We start from the raw sequence: 23,120 nt of genomic DNA, 5'->3' as shown, positions 1-23,120 counted from the left end.
CAGTATTTCTACTATAGCCGTTGGCAATCCTCTCTTTTCATCGTATATTCGTAGCTTACCTAATTTGCTTCACTAGGGCTGTTTATCTTTCGAGGTTAAATTTGCAGTAGTATGTTTGGTATTTAGGCAAGGCAGAGCCTATGTAGTGTGGTTATTCCCCATAAATAGGCGATAACGCAGCATAAATGCAAAACATGCGCTGCCTAAAGGGTTCTGCCTAGGGGCGCTTTACTCTTTGTTGCTCGGTTTTTGCTTAGCCCGCTAGGCTAAAAACCTCGCGCCGCGATTAAATCGCCCCTAGATTGAACAAATTTTAATCCTGAAAGGTCAACAGGCCCTAGAACATTGGAGTGTGAATGTATCTTTTTGAAGGTCTTAAAAAGAAAATCTCAGAATACTTGCCCGCTGCTGATGTAGAGCTGGTTCAAAAATCTTACGTGGTAGCCCGAGAGGCCCATGAAGGACAAACTCGCTCGAGTGGCGAACCTTACATAACGCACCCAGTAGAAGTAACCCAAATTCTTGCAGGCATGCATCTTGACCATGAAACACTCATGGCCGCGCTAATGCATGATGTAATTGAAGATACTGATTTTAGTCAACAAGATTTAGCCGAGATATTTGGCGAAACTGTTGCAGAGCTAGTTGAAGGTGTGAGTAAGCTCGATAAGCTTAGCTTTAAAGATAAAAAAGAATTCCAAGCTGAAAACTACCGCAAAATGATTATGGCAATGACTCAGGATATTCGAGTCATTTTAATCAAGCTTGCTGATAGAACCCACAATATGCGTACTTTAGGCGCATTGCGCCCAGATAAGCGCCGCAGAATAGCGCGTGAAACACTAGAAATTTACGCACCAATTGCAAACCGCTTAGGTATTCACGATATTAAAAATGAACTTGAAGACTTAGGTTTTCAAGCTTTATATCCTATGCGTCATCGCGCACTTAAATCGGAAGTTGCTAAAGCACGCGGTAATCGCAAAGAAGTTATTACTAATATCCAACATGAAATAGAAGCACGTCTTGAAGAATCAGGCATTAAAGCAACTGTGTCAGGCCGTGAAAAACATTTATATAGTATTTATAAAAAAATGCTTAATAAAGAACTGCTATTTAACGAAGTTATGGATATTTACGCGTTTAGAATTGCAGTTGACTCTATGGATACGTGTTATCGTGTATTAGGTGTAGCTCATAGTCTTTATAAACCTATTGAAACACGCTTTAAAGATTATATTGCAGTACCAAAAACGAATGGTTACCAATCGCTTCATACTTCATTAGTTGGTCCTCACGGTATACCTGTTGAAATTCAAATTCGTACTCACGATATGGATCATATGGCCGACAAAGGTGTAGCGGCGCATTGGATGTATAAAAAAGCAGGTGATGGTGCAGGTAATACTTCGCAGCAACGTGCTCGCCAGTGGATGCAGAGCTTATTAGAGCTTCAGCAAAGTGCGGGTTCATCATTTGAATTTATTGAAAATGTAAAAACTGAGCTATTCCCAGAAGAAATTTACGTATTTACACCAGATGGGCGTATTGTTGAGCTACCGATGGGTGCTACCGCAGTCGATTTTGCTTATGCCGTGCATACAGATGTAGGCAACACCTGCGTAGGCGCGCGCGTTAATCGCAAGCCGCACCCTTTAAGTAGGCCCTTAGATACAGGGCAAACTATAGAGATAATAACAAGCTCAGGTGCCCACCCTAATGCAACATGGCTGAACTTTATTGTTACTGGTAAAGCGCGTTTGGGCGTTCGTAACTACCTTAGAAGCCAGCATCATGAAGAAGCTATGCTTTTAGGGCGCCGCTTACTTGATTCAGCATTAGGTGAAAACAAACTAGATAGCATTGCTGATGAAAATATAGCGAGAGTACTTGAGGAGCACGAACTAACAACGCTCCTTGAATTACTTGTAGAAATTGGCTCTGGTAACCTAATGAGCATGTTAATTGCCAAACGCCTATTACAAAATGACAGTGACGACTTAACTGATATTACCAGCCAAGCCAAAGCGACCATTATTGGTACTGAGGGCATGCTAGTTAATTACTCTAAGTGTTGCCGACCTGTACCTGGCGATGCTATTACAGCTCATGTAAGCCAAGGTAAGGGCCTGACCGTTCACCGCCAAGAATGTAAAAACATCCGTGGCTGGGAAAATGAGCGCTCTAAATACTTAGTTGTAAAATGGGACGATAACCCAGAGAAAGAATATATTGCAGCTCTGAGAGTTGAAATTATTAATCATCAAGGGGCTCTGGCTAAATTAACCAATGTTGTTACTACAACCCAAGCCAATATTGTAGAAATTACCACCGATGAAAAAGAAAGTAATTTATACGTGATAGATTTAGGGGTTACCGTTAAAAACCGTATCCACGTTGCTAACATTATGCGCCGCATTCGCGTTATGCCTGATGTACAAAAAGTCTATCGTAAAAAGTAAAATAGGAAACACATGAATAAAGCATTTATCTCTACCGACAAAGCACCTGCTGCCATTGGCACTTACAGCCAAGCAGTTAAAGTAGGCACCGCTGTTTATTTATCTGGTCAAATTCCATTAGTGCCAGAAACGATGGAAATGATTTCAGAAGACTTTAGTGAGCAAACGCATCAGGTATTTAAAAATATCACTGCGGTATGTGAAGAAGCTGGCGGGCAAATTCAAGATTTAGTGAAAATAAATATTTACCTAACTGATTTATCTAACTTCGCGACTGTAAATGAAGTTATGAGCCAATACTTTAAGCAACCTTACCCAGCGAGAGCTGCATTAGGTGTTCGTGCACTTCCAAAAGGTGCACAAGTTGAAATAGATGGAATAATGGAACTTCCTTCTACCAATTAAGTATTACAGGCTATAGAGCCTCTCTATAGCCTTTCTTTCCCTCTTAGCACTTCGTTCTCTGTGACATCTTGACTCAAATGTAAATTTCTAGCAATCTGTAGTTGTGTTTAAAAAAACAAACTTAACTTAAGTAGTAAAAAAGGATTAACTCGTGTTTAAGCTTGCCAACAATGGAAATGTTTTACTTGATGTAAAAGAACATATTCCTCCCAGCGCTGCATTTATTTTAGAGGCTCTCGAAAAGTCAGCTTTTTGCGACTGCAAAATAGATCATGACGCTATTAATGATTTTTTTAAAAACGAAAACACACAACACACTCTGGTTGTAGCAACAAAACACAATGCCACTTTAAATGTAACAATTAGCGACGATAAAATGCTGGCCATTGGCGAGCTAACCCTTGCCCAAGGCGGAAAATTATTAAGTTTAGAAGATGCAAAAAAACAACTCGTTAAAGCAGGAATTGTGCGTGGCTATAAGCAAGCATTTTTAGAGTTGCTACTGCAAAAACAGTTTGATCATACACCGGGTTCTGTCGTTAAGGGAGTATTAGCTAAAGGCAGACTACCAAGTGATGGTTTAGCTACTAAACTAATAACAACCGTAGAGACTTTAAAAGACCGTTTAAAAACCCCCAAGCTCAAAGAAGATGGCAGCGTGGATATGCGCGATTTTGGCAAGCTTGCAAGTGTAGAACCAGGCTCTGTGCTTATTCGCCAACAACCAGCAACTCCTGGTAAAGAAGGCTTTACCGTAATAGGTGACATACTGCCCGCAAAACCCGGAGAAAATAAACAATTAGTGGCAGGCGAAGGCACCGAAATATCAAAGCTGAATCCGCTTGAACTAGTCTCTACTATTGCGGGTGTTCCGGTTGAAATTAATAATGGTATGCGTGTCGACGATATTTTTACCATTTCAGATGTAAACGTAAAAAGCGGCCACATTGACTTTCAAGGCAGTGTTATTGTTACCCGTAATATAGACCCTGGAATGAAAGTAACAGCCAAAGGCGATATTACTATATTTGGCACTGTTGAATCAGGAGAGCTTACCGCAGGCGGAAACATCACCGTTAAACAAGGCATTATTGGCCATCAAAAAGCCGACGAACAATCACTGTCTTGTAAGCTTATTGCACAAGGTGATATTCACGTATCCCATTCACAGTATTGCTACCTAGAAGCAAATAATATTTTTATTGATCGCCAAACAAGCCACTGTGTAATGAAAGCTAAACGCTTACTGCAAGTTGGTCAATCCGACTTACCTAAGGGTAAAATATTTGGTGGCGAAATACTCGATGCAACGACCCTCATTGCTGGCGAAATAGGGAATGAATCAGGCGCTAAAATGATTATTAACCTAGCGGCTTCTGGCGCCGAAATAACCGCTGATACTGATAATTGCTTTAAAGACTTAGCTAAAACAGATGCACAGCTAGACACGTTGCAAGCAGCACTAGAAAAAACTGATTTAGTGAAAGATGCCGAAAAGAAAAAACTATTAATTACTAAAATTGGTGCTACTCAAAAGCATTATTGTGAGCAGGCGGAGCAATTAGAAAAACGTCTTTCAAACTTAGATCACGACTTACACGATTTACTTAACGACGCTAATTTAGCGGTAAATTCTGTTTTGCATTCAGGTGTAGAGATTCATATTTTTGATAAAGTACTTAAAACAATCCGCAATTACCCTCCGTGCAACGTTAAGCTTTTGAATAACAAAATTGAAATAGAGTTCAAAACAAGCTAATAACTGAGTGCTCTATTGAGCACTCAAATTTATTCACATTTAAAGTAAACCGCTTACCTCAGCATGTGTTTGCTGCGGCCATACACCCACTTGTACTTGACCAATATGCTGCTTTTGTAGCAAGAGCATAGCCAAGCGCGACTGCCCTATTCCACCGCCAATTGTTTGCGGAAATTTACTTTGTAGTAGCGCTTTATGCCAGTCAAACTCTAAGCGTTCTTCATCTCCAGTAACCCTTAACTGCGCTTTTAAAACTTCAGGACTTACGCGTATACCCATTGATGAAATTTCAAAGGCGTCTTCAAGTACTGGGTTCCATACTAAAATATCACCATTTAAACCCATGTATTGCTCGCATGTCGGCGTAGACCAATCATCGTAATCTGGGGCTCTTACATCATGGATTTTGCCATCACCAAGCGCGCCACCAATACCAATTAAAAATACAGCACCATATTCTTGTGCAATGGCTTTTTCGCGTTGTTTAGCGCTAAAGTCAGGGTACATTTTACGTAGCTCTTCACTGTGCACAAACTTAATGTCGTCCGGTAAAAAAGGCATCAAACCATAAGACTCACTTACAAAAGCTTCCGTCTCTTTTATCCCTTTATAAATAGATTGAACAGTTTGCTTTAGTGTTGCCAGCGAACGCTCTGTGGTTTCGTTAATTACTTTTTCCCAATCCCATTGATCAACATATACAGAATGAATAGGACTTAATGAATCTTCATCTGGGCGCAAAGCTTTCATTTGAGTGTAAATACCCTCACCAACACCAAAGCCATAAGTTGCGAGTGTTTTACGTTTCCACTTAGCCAATGAATGCACCACTTCGTAGCGGCTATCTGTAATCGCTTTTACATTTACAGCAACTGCGTTTTCATGGCCACTTAAGTTATCTTGCGTGCCGTCACCTACTTTAGCCAAAATAGGGGCTTGAACCTCAACCAGCCCAAGTTGGGTTTCTAGTTGCTGTGAAAAAAATTGCTTAACTTTACTTATTTGCTGCTGTTGCTGCACATAGTGTGAACTCATAATAATTGGCCTCATTCCCAGTTATTGTTACTTGCTTAATTGATAAAAAGCACCCTAATGAGCGCCTTTAATGAGGTTAATGTAACGATTTGATTAATTAATTCAATATCCCATAACAAAAATAGCTTTAACATATTAAAACCATCAATTAAGTGGTATAAAAATCATATATTCGATAATTTTATGAGAAAAATATAATGGAAAATTATTTAATCGATAATCTCGATAAACAGATACTTCATGCATTAATGGAAAATGCCCGTACTGCGTACGCCGAATTAGCAAAAAGATTTAATGTAAGCGCAGGGACAATTCACGTAAGAATTGAAAAAATGAAGCAAGCAGGGATCATTACAGGCACCCAATTAACGATTAATACTAAACAGTTAGGCTACGATGTGTGTTGCTTTATAGGTATTAATTTAAATAACGCACGTGATTACCCACAAACACTTATAAAGCTAGAAGCATTGGAGGAAGTGGTAGAGGCTTATTACACAACAGGTAACTACAGTATATTTATAAAGGTAATGACAAAATCTATTGATCACTTACAAGATGTGCTGATTAATAAAATACAGGCAATAGAAGCCATTCAATCAACAGAAACTCTTATTTCTCTACAAAATCCAATTAGCCGTACGGTAATGCCTTAACTGCAAAAATCTCGTATAATTGCCGAAAAAAGAGGATAACCATGCAGCAAACTCGCTACCAAAGAATCGAAGACGTACTTTCGCGCCGTCAAACAGACCTAACCGTGTGTTTAGAAGACGTGCACAAACACCATAACTTATCTGCAATAGTACGAAGTGCTGATGCGGTTGGTTGCCATCACGTACATGCTGTATGGCCTGAAAAGCAAAAATGGCTAACAAATAACACCTCAGGTGGCAGTAAAAACTGGCTAGAGACGCACTTACATAGAAATATTGATGATGCAGTTACTGCAATGCGTGAACGCAATCCAGAAATACAAATATTAGCGACTCACTTATCAGAAGATGCCGTTGATTTTAGAGAAGTAGATTACACCAAGCCAACGGCTATTATTGTTGGACAAGAAAAAACGGGGATCTCAGAAAAAGCCCTAGAATATGCCGATCAAAATATTATTATTCCAATGCAAGGCATGGTGCAATCGCTAAATGTTTCAGTTGCTGCTGCGCTAATATTATTTGAAGCACAGCGCCAACGCGAGCTGGCTGGTTTATATAATAGGGATATGTTGAGCGCCGAAGTTAAACATCCACTTTACTTTGAAGGCTGCCACCCTATTATCGCAAGGCAGTGTAAACAAAAAAAATTACCTTATCCTGCACTTGATGAAAACGGCGAAATAGTCGCTGACGAGCAATTTTGGCAAGCTTTAAAACATACTTGATGGACTAAAGCTCTGTAAGTACACTTAACTTATTCACAAATAATAAGATTGATATAATTTGTCTAAACCTAGCTTAAATCAATACCCAATTACAGAGCTCAAAGGGGTCGGCCCAAAAATGGCTGAGCGTTTGTTAAAGCTAGGTATTTTAACTGTGCAAGATATGCTTTTTCATTTGCCACTTCGCTACGAAGATCGCACTCGCTTATACGCGATTAATGAGTTGTCACTACATAGCCACGTGAGTGTTGAAGCAACAATTGAAACAAGCCAAATCACGTTTGGAAAAAGGCGCATGCTTGTTTGCCAAATCAATGATGGTACTGGCAGGCTAACACTACGATTTTTTAATTTTACCGCCGCACAAAAAAACGCATTTAGCGCTGGTAAAATAATACGTTGTTTTGGTGAAGTGCGCCGTGGCCGTGTTGGCTTTGAAATGAGTCATCCTGAATACAGCATCAGCGATACCTCTAACGAGCAGCCGGTAGCGACAACATTAACGCCCGTTTATTCAACAACCGAAGGCTTAAAGCAACTATCGATTAGAGCTTTAAGCGAACAGGCTATTGATTTACTAAATAAATACTCAGTAGAAGAACTACTGCCTTCACAGTGGCAGCCATCAAATATGCCGCTAAGTGACGCACTATTATTACTGCACCGCCCACCAAATGATGTTGATGTAACTGCATTAGAGCAAGGTACTCACCCTGCTCAACAGCGCCTTGTATTTGAGGAGTTACTTGCTCAAAACCTCAGCTTATTAAAAGTACGAGAGCAAGGGCAACAAGTTAAAGCCGTGGCATTAAATCCGGTAAACACATTAGAAAGCCAATTTTTAGAGCAACTTCCTTTTGCACCCACAAATGCGCAAAACCGCGTAGTTGCTGAAATTAAAGGTGACATGCAACACGCGTATCCCATGATGCGTTTAGTACAAGGCGATGTAGGCTCAGGTAAAACCCTAGTAGCAGCACTTAGTGCACTAACAGCCATTGCGCAGGGCTTTCAAGTCGCTTTAATGGCTCCTACTGAAATTTTATCAGAGCAACATGGTGTTAATTTTACAACGTGGTTTAATCAACTAGGTATAACAGTTGCTTGGCTTGGCGGTAAAACAAAAGGCAAAGAGCGCGTAGCAACACTTGAAAAAATAGCCTCTGGTGAAGCGCAAATGATTGTAGGTACTCACGCTTTATTTCAAGATGAAGTTAAGTTTAATAACTTAGTGCTTATCGTTATTGATGAACAACACCGCTTTGGTGTCCACCAGCGTTTATCACTGCGTGAAAAAGGTAAGTTTGGTGATTGTTACCCTCATCAACTAGTCATGACCGCAACACCCATTCCACGTACACTCGCTATGACCGCCTATGCCGACTTAGAAACCTCTGTGATTGATGAGCTGCCACCTGGGCGTACGCCAATCACAACAGTGGCACTTCCTGATACTCGCAGAGACGATATTATTGCCCGCGTTAAATTAGCGTGTAACGAGCAAGGCCGCCAAGTTTATTGGGTGTGTACACTTATTGATGAATCTGAAGTACTGCAATGCCAAGCCGCCGAAGACAGCGCACTGCAGTTAAAAGAAGCGCTACCAGAGCTAAACGTAGGCTTAGTACATGGGCGAATGAAATCAGCTGAAAAACAAGCCATTATGAGCGAGTTTAAGGCAGGAAACATACACGTATTAGTAGCCACTACGGTTATTGAAGTTGGTGTAGACGTCCCTAATGCGAGCTTAATCATTATAGAAAACCCTGAGCGCTTAGGCTTAGCACAGCTGCATCAGTTACGTGGGCGAGTTGGCCGTGGCGCTACGGCATCGCATTGCGTGCTTTTATACCACGCACCACTGTCTCATACTGCTCAAAAGCGATTAGGTGTACTACGCGATAGTAACGATGGTTTTGTGATAGCAGAGCGCGATTTAGAAATTCGTGGCCCTGGTGAAGTACTCGGTACAAAACAAACAGGGTTAGCCGAGTTTAAAATTGCCGATCTTACTCGTGATAAGCACATACTTAATCAAGTAAGGCCAATTGCACAACAAATGCTTAAGCAACATCCAGAGGTTGTTGACCCACTAATTCAACGTTGGTTGGGTAACAAGCAAAATTACGCGCAAGCGTAACCACTTTATTTTCTATACTTTTGAGTTTACTAAGTTAATTTACTAAATTAGCTTACTAAGGATATAAAAAAGTCAGCTCTAAACAATATAGAGCTGACTGCTGATATCTAAATAGAGCAGCATAAAAGCGATTAGCGCCCTTTACTGCTCTTAGTTCAATTTAAGCTTTGTTAAGCTCAAATATAAGCGATGTTTGCGGGAATGATATTGGCATTTGTAAACCAAACTGCATTAGCGCTTCACCTGTAAATGTTTGACCACTTACCGCAGCAATAGAAGATGGACGATACTCTTCAAAATTTACCGGCCACACTAAATTAAGTGTGTACTGCGCATCGGCATCTAAGCCAACAAAACGAAGCTTATTAGGCGCTGTACGCGGTGTTTCGCGAACGCTGTTATAAGCAAATAACGCTTTTGTTTTTTGCTCATCGATTAAACCAAAGTTAATTGATAAATCGTCGCTATCTAGGCGGTATAAATCGGCAGCATGAATAAATTCACGATGCTCTTTGTGAAGTGCTATTGCCGCTTTAAGTGCATTGTATTCGTGATCGGTCAGCTCTCGTGGGTCCATTTCGATACCCATGTGGCCAAACATTGATACCGCAGCACGCATTTCAATACTTACATTACGCCCTGTGATATGACAATCGCGTGGGCCTACGTGTGCACCCATTACCGACGATGGGAAAAAGAACGAACATCCACGCTGTATTTCAAGGCGATCAAGCGCATCGTTTGAATCTGACGTCCATACACGGTCTGTGTGTGCAAGTACGCCGTAATCTACACGTGCACCACCTGACGAACAGCTTTCTATTTCAAGACCAGGGTGCGCCGCTTTAATACGGTCAATTAAACGATAAAGTGCCAATGTTTGCTGATGCACAGCAGGCTTGCCATCAAAATTACCCGCATGGTTAATATCGCGGTTCATATCCCATTTAATGTACTTAATAGTTGGGTATTCAACTAAAATATCGTCAATCGCTTTGTATAGGTACTCAACAACCTCAGAGCGCGTTAAATCAAGTACGAGCTGATTTCTAAAGCTTAACTGTTCGTTGTTTTGAGAGCCTAATACCCAATCAGGATGCGCGCGGTATAAATCGCTATCAGGGTTTACCATTTCTGGTTCAAACCAAATACCAAACTCCATGCCTAAGCTGTTTACATGATCAATGACTGGCGATAAGCCATCTGGGTAAATTTTGTAATCTACAGTCCAATCACCTAAGCCTGCATTGTCGCCACGGCGGCCTTTAAACCAGCCATCATCAAGTACAAAACGCTCAATACCTAACGGCGCTACTTTGTCGGCTAACTGCTTAAGCGTGTCTACGTCGTGATCAAAGTAAATACCTTCCCACGTGTTGTAATGCACAGGGCGCGCTTTTTCACACTGTGCTTGGCTAAGTAAATTAGCTTTAACAAAACGATGGAAATTACGAGAAAGTGCACTAAAACCTTCACTTGAAAACGAGCCATAAATGCTCGGGCTTTGATACGTTTGACCTTTAGCAAGCGTAAGCTCACCAGGAAGTAATAGCTCACCCATTTGTACATAACGACGACCTTCAGCTAGAAGCTCTGCGCGTAGTTTATTGTTGCCGCTCCAACCTAAATGAAAGCCGTAACATTCGCCGTGTTGCTCGCCTGCATTTTCGTTATGCACTAATAAACCAGGAAACACATCGTGTGATGTTTTGCCTTTACGGTTTTCACGTACAAAGCTGCCAAGCACTAAATCAACAGATTGACGCTGGAATTCGTTTGACCAACGACCTTCAAAGCTCACTATTTTGCTTACGCTATCTGGCAATTGAAATGTTGGCGCAGCGCAAAAATTAACGCTCAGTGGTGAGTCACCTAAATTAGTTAATACAGTGTGTGCACTTAGTACGTCACTGTTGTTGTCAAGCGTAATGCTGTGCACGACTTCAATACCACGAAGCTTATCTACACTTACAAACTCAACAGTCGCACTTGAAGGCTGACGCACTTCTTGAAGCTCTGGCCCAACTGACCATGCAATTGAATCATTTACTAGCTCAAGCCCTGGCGCGCCAGTAAAGCCTTCGCCTAATAAAGGAGATAGAGAAATAGGCGCTTCTTCAACCACGGCACATTTTACTTCTTGACGGGTAGCAAGCTGAGTAAGCATTGTTTCTGTTGTTTGCTCAGATAGGCGTTTACCAAAGTACAGTAACGCTGGTGTTTTGCTCTGGCAATCGAAAATAACGGTGCTGTTTACACTGTCTAATCGATAAAATGATTTAGTGTCGGCCATGATTTTCCTATCCTCTTGTTCATTGTGTGAGTTATAAATATAACGAAAATTAGTAAGCTACACTATTTACTAAATGTATCTCTTTGCTTGAGCCACAATCTATCAGATGGTGACACTCAACAATAATAGTATATATCATACAAATTAGGTTTTGATAGTCTTTACATCGCAAATAGTCAGATAAACTCACTGGAAGTACCACTGTAATAAAAAGTATTAAACCAACCCTCACTTTAAAGCTCTATTATTGCTTTTAATATATATAAAAAATCGGCCAGAGTTGCCCCATGACCGATTTTGTCAGCTTAAACTATTTACAATCTATTTTTGTACTTGTACTTGTCCTGCGTCATCAAGTGCCGGTGTTTTACCTGCCCACTGCGCATTCAAACCAAATACCACTTTATTTACTATCAATGCAAAAGCTACACATACAATCAGTGTAATTGGCATTAAGTGAATGTAATGAATGTCAGTATGTAGTGGCGAGTTTGCAAACGTAAGCATGCCGTACATTACAACACCTAAAATTACTGCTGCAATACCTGCACGTGCATCAACATTTTTAAATAATAAGCCCACTACAAAAATTGAGAATATAGGCATACTTAATAAGCCATTTAATTGCTGTAGCAAGTTAATAATACTGTCTGCTTGCTGGTAAATTGGTACAAGTACCAGTGTTAAGCTTGTTAGTAGCAATGTTACGTAACCACTTAGCTTTACAACACTTGGCTCTTTATTAAAGTAAGCTTCGTGAATGTCACACACGTATAGTGCTGTAGCTGAATTTAATAAGCTGTTGTAAGTAGAGAGTACAGCGGCTGCCATTGCCGCTGCAAACACACCGGTTAACCATGCTGGCATTACATCACCTACAATTCGACCATAAGCAGCGTCGCCAATATCGCCGTAAAGTTTAAACGAAATAATACCCGGTAATACCACAATTGCAGGGACGATTAAAAAACGAATACCCGCAGCTGCAAATATACCTTTTTGCGCTTCTTTAACATTAGGAGCAGCCATTGCTCGTTGCGTAATTGTTTGGTTAGTACCCCAGTAATACATTTGAATAAAGATCATACCGGTTAAAAGTGTCGGCCATGGAATAGGTGAATCAGCATCGCCGATGAGTGTTAAGCGCTCCTCTGGAATGCCCGAGAAGTCATAGTCAATGGCATTTAGTGCTAAAAACACCACTAAAACAGCCATACCCAGTACCAGTAAGCCGTTGTAAGTATCAGACACTGCAACTGCACGTAGACCACCAAAAAACGCATAAATAGCACCTACAATGGCAAATGCAGTGGCAATATACATTAGGGGAATATCAACCTTAAACATGGTTTGCATAAACAGCGCACCAGAATAAATTACAGCCGGCATGTAAATAAGTGCATTACCTAAAAAGAATAACCCCCCAATAACAGCGCGAATATGTTTGTTGTTATAGCGCTTTTCTAAAAGCTCTGTGGTGGTAGTACAATTGTATTTGTAATAAACAGGAATGAACACTTTGGCTAAAATAATCAAACCTATAATTGCTGCAAGCTCCCACCAAACAAGCAAAGCCATTTGGTTGCCATTCATACCTACAAGCTGATCAGTACTTAAATTAGTTAATGTGATTGAACCTGCAACAAACATCCAAGTAAGGCCACCGCCCGCTAAAAAATACTCTTTGGTTTGGCTTTGTCCGTTATTACGATTTTGGCCTCGGCATTTCCAATAAGTAAGGCCACCGATTAAAGCGGTGACAAAAACAAAAACCACCAGCTGTAAAATGTTGTCTGACATGTGTGTGTCTCCTGCGCGTTACGCGCAATGTCTGTGTAATAAAAAAGTGCACGCTACAGCGCGTGCGCATCTCGACTTAGTTCTAACTTAATTTGCTTTAAAGGCATAAGTTCGGGACGTTGGTTGTGCAGCTTTACCAATGCATTTAACTGAAACAGTGAAATAAGCATACTGTTAAGCACACTTAGGTAACCTTGCTTGTGTAAGTTTGCAACGGTATCGCTATCTAAAGTTTGCAGTTTGTCTTCATCAACGGTGCTCAAACCTTGAATAGTTTGGGTTTCGCCTTGTTCAAACTGCAATACAATATCTATGTTTTTAATAAGCCCTAAGCGCGCTACTTCTTGAGTAAATTGATACGTTTGATAATCATTTTTTAAATCGCTCTCAAGTAGCTTTTGCTGTGAATTTAAAAATAAGCTTGGGTTACCTTTAGCATCAAATAGTGCCTCACCTTGCTCGGTGTTTATGGCTGAGCTTTGATCATCAATCGCAATAAAGTAGTCGCTGCTATTTGCTTCACGGGTCATTAAATAAAGAGGGTGAGTTTGTATACATACCGGTGTGTAAAGCGCCTGCCACTGGTCGTTATTAACCAATAAACTTTGCCCAGCACTAAAGCTTGTTAAACCCGATACGGTATAACTGCCGTTTTGCGTATTTCGCGCTAAAAATAGAGGTAAGTCGCATGCAGCTTTTGCCACTTCGTTAGCTCTTAAATTAACTAAATGCTGCGTTTTTGCGTATTCAACGGCTGCATTGGGGTTAATTTTTAATGTTTGATGTTTGGTGTTTACTAGTTCACTAATAGCCATAGTTACACATCCTTAAACTGGGTTAGCCGCTAACCACTGCTCAATATAAGCGCGGTGTGGCGGCAAAGTTTGCAACATCTGCTGTGTAAGCTGGCTGTTACGTTCAATTATTTGTTTGGCTTGCGCGTCTTGTGAATACAAATAAGCCTGTTTAGTAAAATCTGGTTTAAAGCCCATGCCATATAAAACGTACTGGTAGCTGGCGGCTGGGAATAACTCTAATGCGCCATGAAAATCTTGAATAAGCGGGCCACGGCTTCCCCAAAGAAGTAAATCTTCTTGCAGGGTTTGTGGAATAGTATTGGGCTGCACATGTGCTTGCCAGTAAGGTTCTGGGCGCTTGGTTAACATGTAATGCAGCTTTAAAAAGTCGATAATGCGCTGCCAGCGGTAGTCCATTTGCTCGTTAAAGCGTTTAGCTACAATAGGCATTACTTGTGTATCTGCTGGCATATGCTCTGCTACAAAGCGTGCTGAAATTTCAACAAGCATAATAGCGGTTGCTTCAAGCGGCTCTACAAACCCTGCTGACATACCAATAGCCACACAGTTTTTATGCCAAAACTTTTCACGGTAGCCCGACTCAAAGCTAATTTTACGGGCGGTTAAGCCGTTTGCAGCATCACCTAAATAGTTACGTAAGTTTTGCTCTGCTTCATCGTCTGATAAAAATTTGCTTGAATATACATGCCCTACACCACGACGATGCGTTAAACCTATATCCCATATCCATCCAGCGTTTTGCGCTGTTGCTATGGTATGGCTTGCTAAGGAGTCATCGTTTTCATCGTAAGGGACTTGCATCGCCAGTGCGCTGTCGTTAAATAGCACGTGGTCCATTTTTTTAAATGGTACCTTGAGCGCTTGGCCTAATAACAATGATGAAAAACCAGTACAGTCTATAAATAAATCGGCGCTTATAATGCGGGTTTGATCTTTTAGAGTAAGCTTATTTATTGCACCATCGTCATCAAGTTTTACCTGATCAACAGTACCAACAATATGCTCTACGCCAAGCTTACTTTTACAATGCTGTTTAAGCATTTCTGCAAAAGCGCCGGCATCTAAGTGATAAGCGTAATTACAGTTACCTTGATATTCACCCTGAGCTATACCTCTTGGGGCTAAGCTTGCTTCGCAAATATCATGTTGAAAATTAGTTTGCTGTGCAAAATCTTCAACATTATCTAAATAAGGGGCTAAATCTATGCGGCCGTAGCCTAGCGGTACAGTAAATGGATGGTAGTAAAAGTCGTAGTTGCCGTGCGTCCAATTTACAAATTTACCACCTTGCTTAAAGGTAGCGTTACAGGCTTTAAATACATCAACTTCACGCAAACCTATTTGCTGAAGTGTGTTTTTCATAGTGGGCCAGGTACCTTCACCTACACCAATTGTTGGAATATCTGACGATTCAACCAACATCACTTTTAAGCCATCACCATTTTTACCTTGGTGATACGAAGCTATAATTGCAGCGCTCAACCATCCTGCTGTGCCGCCACCAATTACTGCGATTGTTTTTATTGTTTTATTCATAATGGACTACTCTTTGAGTATCTTTGATAACGTTTTATACAACAAATGCCCGGTAGGGCACTTGGATTTAATGTGGTTTCATTTTAGCCAATTAGGTTAACTAATATACACTACTGTTAAATTAACCTAATTGGTATTAGCACTAATGTGCTGCAATGAAACAAGAGGCGAGAAATTCGCCTCAAACATTAATTAAAACGATCCGCGAATACCAAACGCGTAACGTGAGCCATTATCTTCCACTGAATAAATTTGGTTAGCAAAACGACCTGTTTGTACTAACTCTTCCTCAGTGATATTGATGCCTTCAGCAAAAATAGTGAAGTTTTCGTTAATATCGTAGCTTGCACTAATATCCCACTGGCCGTACGTTTCTACGTTCACTGGTTCACCATTGAAGCCGTTATCAACTAAGCGTAAAAAGCCTTCACGGTTGTTAAATGCAACACGTGCTTGCCAGTTGTCTTGCTCATAAAACAATACTAAGTTTTGTGAATCGCCCAAACCTTCAAGTGCAAATGTTTGAGTTGTATCATCACCTACATTAATGTCGCTATTCACAACAGTCGCATTAGCGATAAAACCAAAGCCATTTTCAAACATGTGAGTAACACCCACTTCGAAGCCGGTTACAGTTGCAGACTCACCATTTTGAGGACGGCTTACAGTGTAAACTTCTGAGCTACCAATAAGTTCGTCATCTGTTTGGTCTGTACATGTAGTACACGCAAAATCAGGACCTGAACGGTCTGTCATATCGTATGTTTCAGCACCTGTTAACGTAACAATAAAGTCGTCAACTTCTTTACTAAATACAGCAAAGCTAAATAAGTTAGCATCGTTGTAGTACCACTCGTAAGAGATATCCCAGTTTTCTGATTGGAATGGTTTTAGCGCTGGGTTACCACCACTTGCTGTTAAGTTTTGACGACGTGGCTCGTTAAAGTTTGTTGCTGGAGATAACTGAGACATAGTTGGACGAGTAATACTATCGTACGCGGCAAAACGTAAAATCATATTATCTTGTAGCTCAAGCTTAACGTTGAAAGACGGTAGTAAGTTTGAGTAGCTAGTACCTTGTTCAATATTAGTCGCAGGGCCAAATACATTAGCAAACAATGTCGCATCTGACGTTGGAACTACATCGCTAATAAAGCTTTGTATTGCAGCAACTTCAATATCAGTTTCAGAATAACGAGCACCCATATTAACGGTTACTGGCATATCTGCTAGGTCAAAACCAAGCGTAAAGTCCATGTATAAGCTAGTGATGTCTTCGTTAATTGTGTAACGGTTATTTTGTAGTGTTGGCTCTACTGGGAAACCTTGATCCGCTAAGTAATCAAGCATTTTATCGCCATCGTAGCTATAAAATGTATCGATTAAACCAGGGAAGTAGTTACTCGCTGTGTACGCTTCAAAATCAATTTCATCAAGCGGTGCTTGTGTACCGTAACCACAAAATTGACATTGGCTACCAAAAATTTGGAAGCTAGATTTTTCACGCTCTTGGCGATAAGCACCAAAGTTAATACGCTCTACTGGACCTTTATCTGGTACGTATTCAAAGTCGGCTTTTACTTCAGTGATTTCATCTTCATCAGTAAATTGGTTACCAATTTCATTGTAGTGAAGACGCGCTAGGCTTGGATCTGGCAATGACCCATTTTCAAAGCCATCATGCTGTACGGTAGGAATACTGCCAGTACCGTCAAAGCTGTAGCTGTTAATCATACCTACAACGTTAAAGCGATCATTACCTGCACGGTCGTTTTCAGCTGTTGAGCGAGATACATCAAATTTTGCTTTTAGTGACTCGTTTACTTGCCAATCAACATTGATACCAAATGCTTTGTTAGTTACATCACGTGAGTTACGTGTATGCGATACAAAGTCACTTGCAGGGTCGCCACTTGGTGCGCCTAGGCCTACATCTTGAGAGAAAGTTAAAAGCGTACCTGTTTCAGCATCAATTGTTGCACTGCCTACACGGTCTGGTTCAAACCAAGATGCTAAATCACGCACTGACGAATCAACTTCAAATTTTGAAATCATTCCATCAACAGTAATTGTAACATCGTCAGATGGTGCATATTGAAGCACTAAACTTGCGTTTGTACGTTCACGATCTTGCTCATCAACGACTTGATCCCAGTTACGTGGAATGTATGCATTTTCAAACAGTACACCATCAGTAGGGTTAGAAATTGTTTGGCCGCCGCGCCAACCTGCCGTTAAAATTTGGTTATTTTGAAGCTTACGTTGTTGATTAGTGATGGCAAAAAGCACACCTAGCTTGTCATCGTTAAACGTATTACTTATTAAAAATGATGCTGATGGAGATACTTCTTCAGATAAGCTTTCGTACATGCCTTTAACAGAGCCTAAAACATGTAAACCGCCAAAGTCAAAAGGACGAGCAGTAGTTACGTTAACCGTACCACCAATGCCGCCTTCTTGAAGCGTTGCTGTATTACTTTTATAAATATCAGCACCGGTGATTTGATCTGCCGCTAATACATCAAAATTAAATTCACGACCTGCACTGTCTGTCGCAATTTGACGGCCGTTAACAAGTACAGTATTAAATTGTGGACCAAAACCACGAATAGTTACCGCTTGGCCTTCACCACCACTACGGTCAATTGCTACACCTGTAATACGTTGCAGAGACTCTGCTACGTTTAAATCAGGAAATTTACCAAGATCTTCTGCTTTAATCCCGTCTGTAACAACATTAGATGCTTTTTTATCTAACATTGATGAACGTAAGCTGCTGCGGATACCCGTTACTGCGATAACTTCAACATCTTCATTTACTACTGTAGGCGTATTGCCTTCAGCGCCTTGAGCTGCAACGCTTCCGCTTGCCAATATACCAGTGATAGCAATACTGAGCGCGGTTTTCTTGTTGAACGATAACTTATTGTTAATTATCATTTTTTAAAAACTCCTGATTGTGTGTAGTCGTTGTGTCGTTGTGGTAGTGCATATAGTTTCAAATACTATTTATATTATAAATACTTTAAACCAGCAAAAAGTGCAACCTTTTCCTGAATTATGGATAGCATTTAATCACTATATTTTTGCTTTTAATTTTCTTTAAATTAACATTAGAATGCTGTATTCACTCAGAAAAAGAGTAAATAATAACCTGTTCGTAATCCTCTCCCGGCAATAAATTAGCTTTTGGAAAATTTGTCCGGTTTGGCGCATCTGGCCAATTTTGCGCTTCAAAACACAAAGCTTGCCGTGCTTTAAAAGGCGCACCTACAAAGTTTGCGGTATAAAGTTGCATGCCTGGCTGCGTACTTTTAAGGGTTAAACTAACGTTCGTGTGTGGCGAAGTTAATGTAGCCATCGTTTTTAAACTGCTGTCATCATTGAAAATATAGCAGTGATCAAAGCCATTACCAGCTTCTAGCTGAGGGTGAACGGCGCTTAAGGCCTCACCAACTTGAGCTGGCTTAGTAAAATCAAAGCAGGTGCCTGTAGCTAAAGCGGGTTCATTAAGTGGAATACTAGTTGTATCAATAGGGAGGTAACGATCGGTATTAATTTGAACAAGGTGCTCATTAATTGATTCACTGCCATCAAGATTAAAGTAGCAATGGTTAGTAAAGTTAACGAGCGTTTCTTTATTCGTTATCGCTTTAAAGTGCAGAGTAAGCTCGCCGTTTTTAGCGCTAATCGTTTGCCAAACCTGCAACTCCCCGGGGAAACCTTGTTCTCCGTCGGGCGAGCAATAATAAAGCTCAACTTCACTTTCAGTTTGTTTACTTACTTGCCAAAGTACTTTATTAAAGCCTTTAACGCCGCCGTGCAGGCTATTAGGTCCGTTATTAGTATCTAACTGATATTCAGTACCCGATAGACTAAAACGTCCACCAGCAATGCGGTTAGCGTATCTACCGACAGTTGCGCCTAAGTAAAATGGGTTTTCAAGATAGTATTGCGGGTCATCAACGCTAAGCGTCATTTCATGTTTTTTGAATTTAATGCTTTTTATTATTGCGCCAAATGGCAAAATTTCAGCTGTTAAATTTTGACCATCACTGAGCTGAATAACTTGTAAAGGTTGGTTATTGGCAATAGATGTCACACGCATTCTCCAATCAAATTACCGAATTAACATTTCCTGTTATAACGGCGCAACAATATATAATATAAATAGTATATAATTGAAGCCTGTAACTCAATCTAAATGCGTTAAAAAATCACGACAAAAATTTACAGCTGCCATCATATATTTACAATAATTCAGCTCAGTATGGGCTTATGTAAAATATAAGCCTCGTAAAGTTAACTGCTTTGGTAAATATGCTCGTTAAGCGCCGTTTTTTCGTCAATGCTAAGCGCTTGCTTTGATTTAGCAATAAAATCGTACCTCACCATCACAGCTTTGCCTATTGCGCAGCATTTATCGTGTTGCCATGCTTCTTGCCTAAGTGTAAAAGAGCTAGTGCCTATATGCTCTACAGAGGTTTTAACTGTCACTTCGTGGCCATAAAATAATTCGCCTACAAACGACACTTCAACTTTGGCGATAATCAATTTCCAATCATGTGGATTTAAGTCTGGTGTAAAAAACTTAAAAATAGGTCCACGCGCGACTTCAAACCATACAGGGAGTACGGTATTGTTGATGTGTCCGAGTGCATCTGTTTCGCTAAAGCGCGGCATCACTTTTTCAATAAACATAAAAATCCAATAATAATTATATAAAGGTAAACCATGACGGACTTTATACGCGTTATTGATAACGCATTAAGCGATGAGTTTTGCGATGAATTTATTTCCACATTCGCGCAAAGCCCGCATGTAAGACAAGGGGTAACATCGGGCGGTGTCGACTTAAAGAAAAAAGACAGCCACGACCTACACTTAAATAATCACCCCGAATATGCACAACAATTAAAACATATACAACAAACGACTGCACAGCATGTTTTTAAGTATGTTGAAGAGCATATTTTTATGATGATTGGGGCGTTTGGCTTAAAGGTTTATCATCCAAAAACAGGCGAAGTAGTCGATTTAACCCAAGAAAATTTTGAAGAAGTGGGTAAACCGCAATTACCTTTGCTAGTTCAGCAAATTTTTAGACTTGGTAATATTCAAGCGCAAAAATACGAAGTAAACAAAGGTGGCTATCCTTACTGGCATAGTGAAGTTTATCCGCAGCTACAGCACAATGAAGCTTTGCATCGCGTGTTGTTATTTATGTTTTACTTAAACGATGTAGAAGAAGGTGGTGAAACAGAGTTTTATTATCAAAACCGTAAAATCGCCCCTCAAAAAGGCACTATGGTAATAGCACCTGGCTACTTTACACATACTCATAGAGGCAATAAGCCAGTATCAAACGATAAGTATATTTTAACCTCGTGGGTACTGTTTAACCGTGCAGAACAAATATATGGTGCGCCTAAGAGTTAGCGCACCAAAAATCAGTATTATTTAACCAAGCAGTTCATCAAATAAATTAAACAACTGATCTAGCTCTTCAATGGTGTTGTAGTGCATACAACCAATGCGCACTACACCGCCTTTATCAAGCACATCTAATTGCTTGCACAACCCTTGCGCGTAAAAATTACCATCCCACACGCAAATATGCTGCTTACCTAGAAATTCTGAAACGGCGCGCGGCTCAAGCCCTTTAAAAATTAAAGCAAAAGTAGGTGTACGCTCATTAAGGCGATCAAAATCATCAATACCAAATAACTTAATACGTGGATAATTAACTAAGCGCGTTAAAAAGTGTTCGCTAAGCGCCATTTCGTGCTGCTTAGTTTTAGCAAAAGCAACGCTTAACTTTTCGCGGCGTGAATGGCTATCATCAAGTTCGCTAATCGCCGCAATGTAATCAACAGCTGCGATAAAACCAGCCATTGCTTCAAAGCTTTGCGTGCCGGTTTCCCAGCGACCTGGTGCTACGTCTTTAGCTGGCTCAACCTTGTAAGGCGTAAACCCGTCTAAATGTTCTTTTTTACCGTAAACCATACCTAAATGCGGGCCAAAAAACTTATACGCAGAGCACGCTAAGAAGTCGCAATCAAGTGCTTGCACGTCAACAAGTTCGTGCGGTGCATAATGTACGGCATCAACATAAACAAGTGCACCTACATCGTGAGCAAGCTCAACAATACGTTTAATATTATTAATTGAACCTGTGGTATTTGAAGCATAAGTGACCGCTACAAGCTTAGTGTTGCTGTTTAATAAGCTTTCAAATTGCACCATATCTAAGCTGCAATCAGCTTCGTTAATTAAAGCCGTATTGACTTTAACGCCTTTATCTTCTGCAGCTTGTTGCCACGACGATACATTCGAGAAGTGATCGGCATTGGTTACAATTATTTCATCGCCAGCCTGCCAGTCGCGTGAAATTGCACGGCTAAAACTAAACGTAAGGCTGGTCATGTTTGGACCAAACACAATTTGTTGTGAGCTAGGTGCATTAAGTAAATCAGCAGCGGCTTGGCGCGCATTCGCCATCAACTCAACCGTTTTATCACTTGAAAAAAACGCGCCACCTAAGTTCGAATTATAATGACCTAAATAAGCTGTCATCGCAGTAAGCACCGATGTTGGTACCTGCGAGCCACCTGGTCCGTCTAAAAATATTGGCGATTTACCATCAACGTTCTGCATTAATGCTGGAAACTGCTCACGTAATTGCGTTATGTTCATGCCTAACTTCCTTAAGACGTTAATACAAAACAATCCAGGTAACCTGGTTTGCTAGCATCAATTTTGTTCATAGGTGTTGCGTTATGCCACACTTGACGGTCGTTTATTAATGCAAACATGCCGTCTTTTATTTCCATTTTAAAACAAGGCTCAGCTTGCTTGTTTTCGTATACAAGCAGTTCGCCACCTTCTAAGTTCTCGTGAGAAACACCGCATATACATACATGGTCAAAACCATCTTGATGCACGCCTTCTGGCGCTGCAGGTGTATCGCTATCAATCGCAAGCATGCGGAACTGATGAATTTCAATATTACGTTCTTCATCAATACCGGTAAGTTGGCGAAACTCATTTACAATGCTTTTCATGCCCTCTGACTCAAGTAAACTTTGCTCTAAATTTTCGTAAGTACGCTCTACATTACCTTGAAAAGTATTAATTGAATCATCTTGAACAAATGCTTTGGCTTGCTGTAGCTTTATTTCACCATTTTGCATTTTTACTACTGAATAACGGCGTTTACGAAAGGCACCATCTGCATAAAGGTTTGCAGGAAGGTTATCAAAAGAAGGTTTTACCAAATCAATATTTGCTTGGTTAACAAAACGTAGTTGCAATAAATTCTGGTTGTTTAATGCTGTCATAAAATCTCGCCTAAAATAATGAGAATATTGATAAGGATTTTAATGCATTTTGATAGGAATTTTTGCGCGATTAATTACTTTAAAAGCAATTTAAGACTAGAGTTAATACAATAATACAAAAAAAGAAGCATGAACTATCTAATATTTA

The 23,120-nt window shown here is 40.4% G+C and carries 17 protein-coding genes; 7 read left to right on the top strand and 10 right to left on the bottom strand.

The genetic code is table 11. The features are described 5' to 3' along the window. Nucleotides 1-356 precede the first annotated feature (356 nt). From spoT to H5120_RS08300, 3 genes are all read left to right on the top strand, one after another. Nucleotides 357-2,462 carry a bifunctional GTP diphosphokinase/guanosine-3',5'-bis pyrophosphate 3'-pyrophosphohydrolase gene (spoT, locus tag H5120_RS08310; RefSeq protein WP_002958827.1) on the top strand — a complete coding sequence of 702 codons (2,106 nt, stop codon included), beginning with the start codon at nt 357-359 and terminating at the stop codon, nt 2,460-2,462. 12 nt (nt 2,463-2,474) lie between these two features. Further along, nucleotides 2,475-2,867 carry a RidA family protein gene (locus tag H5120_RS08305; protein WP_002958826.1) on the top strand — a complete coding sequence of 131 codons (393 nt, stop codon included), beginning with the start codon at nt 2,475-2,477 and terminating at the stop codon, nt 2,865-2,867. A gap of 151 nt (nt 2,868-3,018) precedes the next feature. Beyond that, complete coding sequence (locus tag H5120_RS08300) at nt 3,019-4,626, top strand: DUF342 domain-containing protein (protein WP_182674083.1); 1,608 nt, start codon at nt 3,019-3,021, stop codon at nt 4,624-4,626. A gap of 39 nt (nt 4,627-4,665) precedes the next feature. On the opposite strand, the gene asnA is transcribed toward H5120_RS08300, so the two are convergent. Next, complete coding sequence (gene asnA, locus H5120_RS08295; protein WP_182674082.1) at nt 4,666-5,661, bottom strand: aspartate--ammonia ligase; 996 nt, start codon at nt 5,659-5,661, stop codon at nt 4,666-4,668. Nucleotides 5,662-5,858: 197 nt separating this feature from the next. Here asnA and asnC point away from each other — a divergent pair, with 197 nt between their 5' ends. The 3 genes from asnC to recG are packed head-to-tail and all read left to right on the top strand — an operon-like array spanning nt 5,859 to nt 9,185. After that, nucleotides 5,859-6,317, top strand: coding sequence for a transcriptional regulator AsnC (gene asnC / locus H5120_RS08290; protein ID WP_024595831.1), 459 nt, complete (start codon nt 5,859-5,861; stop codon nt 6,315-6,317). Between the two features lie 41 nt (nt 6,318-6,358). After that, nucleotides 6,359-7,045 carry a tRNA (guanosine(18)-2'-O)-methyltransferase TrmH gene (gene trmH / locus H5120_RS08285; RefSeq protein WP_007580009.1) on the top strand — a complete coding sequence of 229 codons (687 nt, stop codon included), beginning with the start codon at nt 6,359-6,361 and terminating at the stop codon, nt 7,043-7,045. Nucleotides 7,046-7,103: 58 nt separating this feature from the next. Beyond that, on the top strand, nt 7,104-9,185 hold the full coding sequence (gene recG / locus H5120_RS08280) for an ATP-dependent DNA helicase RecG (RefSeq protein WP_182674081.1): 2,082 nt from the start codon (nt 7,104-7,106) through the stop codon (nt 9,183-9,185). Between the two features lie 160 nt (nt 9,186-9,345). Here recG and H5120_RS08275 read toward each other — a convergent pair whose 3' ends face one another. From H5120_RS08275 to H5120_RS08245, 7 genes are all read right to left on the bottom strand, one after another. After that, nucleotides 9,346-11,478 carry an alpha-galactosidase gene (locus H5120_RS08275; RefSeq protein ID WP_182674080.1) on the bottom strand — a complete coding sequence of 711 codons (2,133 nt, stop codon included), beginning with the start codon at nt 11,476-11,478 and terminating at the stop codon, nt 9,346-9,348. 321 nt (nt 11,479-11,799) lie between these two features. After that, nucleotides 11,800-13,278 carry an SLC5 family protein gene (locus H5120_RS08270; protein WP_182674079.1) on the bottom strand — a complete coding sequence of 493 codons (1,479 nt, stop codon included), beginning with the start codon at nt 13,276-13,278 and terminating at the stop codon, nt 11,800-11,802. A gap of 53 nt (nt 13,279-13,331) precedes the next feature. Beyond that, nucleotides 13,332-14,093 (bottom strand): SapC family protein, encoded by a 762-nt coding sequence (locus H5120_RS08265; RefSeq protein WP_182674078.1) that lies wholly within the window; start codon nt 14,091-14,093, stop codon nt 13,332-13,334. 12 nt (nt 14,094-14,105) lie between these two features. Then, the gene (locus H5120_RS08260) at nt 14,106-15,632 is read right to left on the bottom strand and encodes a tryptophan halogenase family protein (RefSeq protein WP_182674077.1); all 1,527 of its coding nucleotides are present in this window, start codon (nt 15,630-15,632) and stop codon (nt 14,106-14,108) included. 192 nt (nt 15,633-15,824) lie between these two features. Continuing rightward, on the bottom strand, nt 15,825-18,572 hold the full coding sequence (locus H5120_RS08255) for a TonB-dependent receptor (protein ID WP_182674076.1): 2,748 nt from the start codon (nt 18,570-18,572) through the stop codon (nt 15,825-15,827). A gap of 187 nt (nt 18,573-18,759) precedes the next feature. Further along, nucleotides 18,760-19,734, bottom strand: a complete 975-nt coding sequence (locus H5120_RS08250; protein ID WP_182674075.1) for an aldose epimerase family protein — start codon at nt 19,732-19,734, stop codon at nt 18,760-18,762. 200 nt (nt 19,735-19,934) lie between these two features. Beyond that, nucleotides 19,935-20,333 carry a thioesterase family protein gene (locus tag H5120_RS08245; protein WP_182671870.1) on the bottom strand — a complete coding sequence of 133 codons (399 nt, stop codon included), beginning with the start codon at nt 20,331-20,333 and terminating at the stop codon, nt 19,935-19,937. A gap of 33 nt (nt 20,334-20,366) precedes the next feature. On the opposite strand from H5120_RS08245, the gene H5120_RS08240 reads away from it, so the two are divergent. Further along, entirely contained in the window at nt 20,367-21,071 is a 705-nt protein-coding gene (locus H5120_RS08240) for a 2OG-Fe(II) oxygenase (RefSeq protein ID WP_182671869.1), read from the top strand. A gap of 21 nt (nt 21,072-21,092) precedes the next feature. Here the strand turns inward: H5120_RS08240 and H5120_RS08235 are convergent, their stop codons facing one another. Then, the gene (locus H5120_RS08235) at nt 21,093-22,328 is read right to left on the bottom strand and encodes a cysteine desulfurase-like protein (protein ID WP_182674074.1); all 1,236 of its coding nucleotides are present in this window, start codon (nt 22,326-22,328) and stop codon (nt 21,093-21,095) included. 11 nt (nt 22,329-22,339) lie between these two features. Continuing rightward, nucleotides 22,340-22,972, bottom strand: coding sequence for a 2OG-Fe dioxygenase family protein (locus H5120_RS08230; RefSeq protein ID WP_182674073.1), 633 nt, complete (start codon nt 22,970-22,972; stop codon nt 22,340-22,342). Nucleotides 22,973-23,120 lie beyond the last annotated feature (148 nt).

Origin of the sequence: Pseudoalteromonas sp. SR43-2, from assembly GCF_014163885.1 — a bacterium.
Lineage (GTDB): Bacteria > Pseudomonadota > Gammaproteobacteria > Enterobacterales > Alteromonadaceae > Pseudoalteromonas > Pseudoalteromonas distincta.
Note: the sequence above shows the minus strand (reverse complement) of the source record. Positions and strands in the feature narration are given on the sequence as shown.

What these genes read in the sequence shown, in the direction of transcription:
- spoT (WP_002958827.1), top strand. Translation starts at nt 357, where the DNA reads ATGTATCTTTTTGAAGGTCTTAAAAAGAAAATCTCAGAATACTTGCCC.
- H5120_RS08305 (WP_002958826.1), top strand. Translation starts at nt 2,475, where the DNA reads ATGAATAAAGCATTTATCTCTACCGACAAAGCACCTGCTGCCATTGGC.
- asnA (WP_182674082.1), bottom strand. Translation starts at nt 5,661, where the DNA reads ATGAGTTCACACTATGTGCAGCAACAGCAGCAAATAAGTAAAGTTAAG.
- asnC (WP_024595831.1), top strand. Translation starts at nt 5,859, where the DNA reads ATGGAAAATTATTTAATCGATAATCTCGATAAACAGATACTTCATGCA.
- trmH (WP_007580009.1), top strand. Translation starts at nt 6,359, where the DNA reads ATGCAGCAAACTCGCTACCAAAGAATCGAAGACGTACTTTCGCGCCGT.
- H5120_RS08275 (WP_182674080.1), bottom strand. Translation starts at nt 11,478, where the DNA reads ATGGCCGACACTAAATCATTTTATCGATTAGACAGTGTAAACAGCACC.
- H5120_RS08270 (WP_182674079.1), bottom strand. Translation starts at nt 13,278, where the DNA reads ATGTCAGACAACATTTTACAGCTGGTGGTTTTTGTTTTTGTCACCGCT.
- H5120_RS08265 (WP_182674078.1), bottom strand. Translation starts at nt 14,093, where the DNA reads ATGGCTATTAGTGAACTAGTAAACACCAAACATCAAACATTAAAAATT.
- H5120_RS08260 (WP_182674077.1), bottom strand. Translation starts at nt 15,632, where the DNA reads ATGAATAAAACAATAAAAACAATCGCAGTAATTGGTGGCGGCACAGCA.
- H5120_RS08255 (WP_182674076.1), bottom strand. Translation starts at nt 18,572, where the DNA reads ATGATAATTAACAATAAGTTATCGTTCAACAAGAAAACCGCGCTCAGT.
- H5120_RS08245 (WP_182671870.1), bottom strand. Translation starts at nt 20,333, where the DNA reads ATGTTTATTGAAAAAGTGATGCCGCGCTTTAGCGAAACAGATGCACTC.
- H5120_RS08240 (WP_182671869.1), top strand. Translation starts at nt 20,367, where the DNA reads ATGACGGACTTTATACGCGTTATTGATAACGCATTAAGCGATGAGTTT.
- H5120_RS08235 (WP_182674074.1), bottom strand. Translation starts at nt 22,328, where the DNA reads ATGAACATAACGCAATTACGTGAGCAGTTTCCAGCATTAATGCAGAAC.
- H5120_RS08230 (WP_182674073.1), bottom strand. Translation starts at nt 22,972, where the DNA reads ATGACAGCATTAAACAACCAGAATTTATTGCAACTACGTTTTGTTAAC.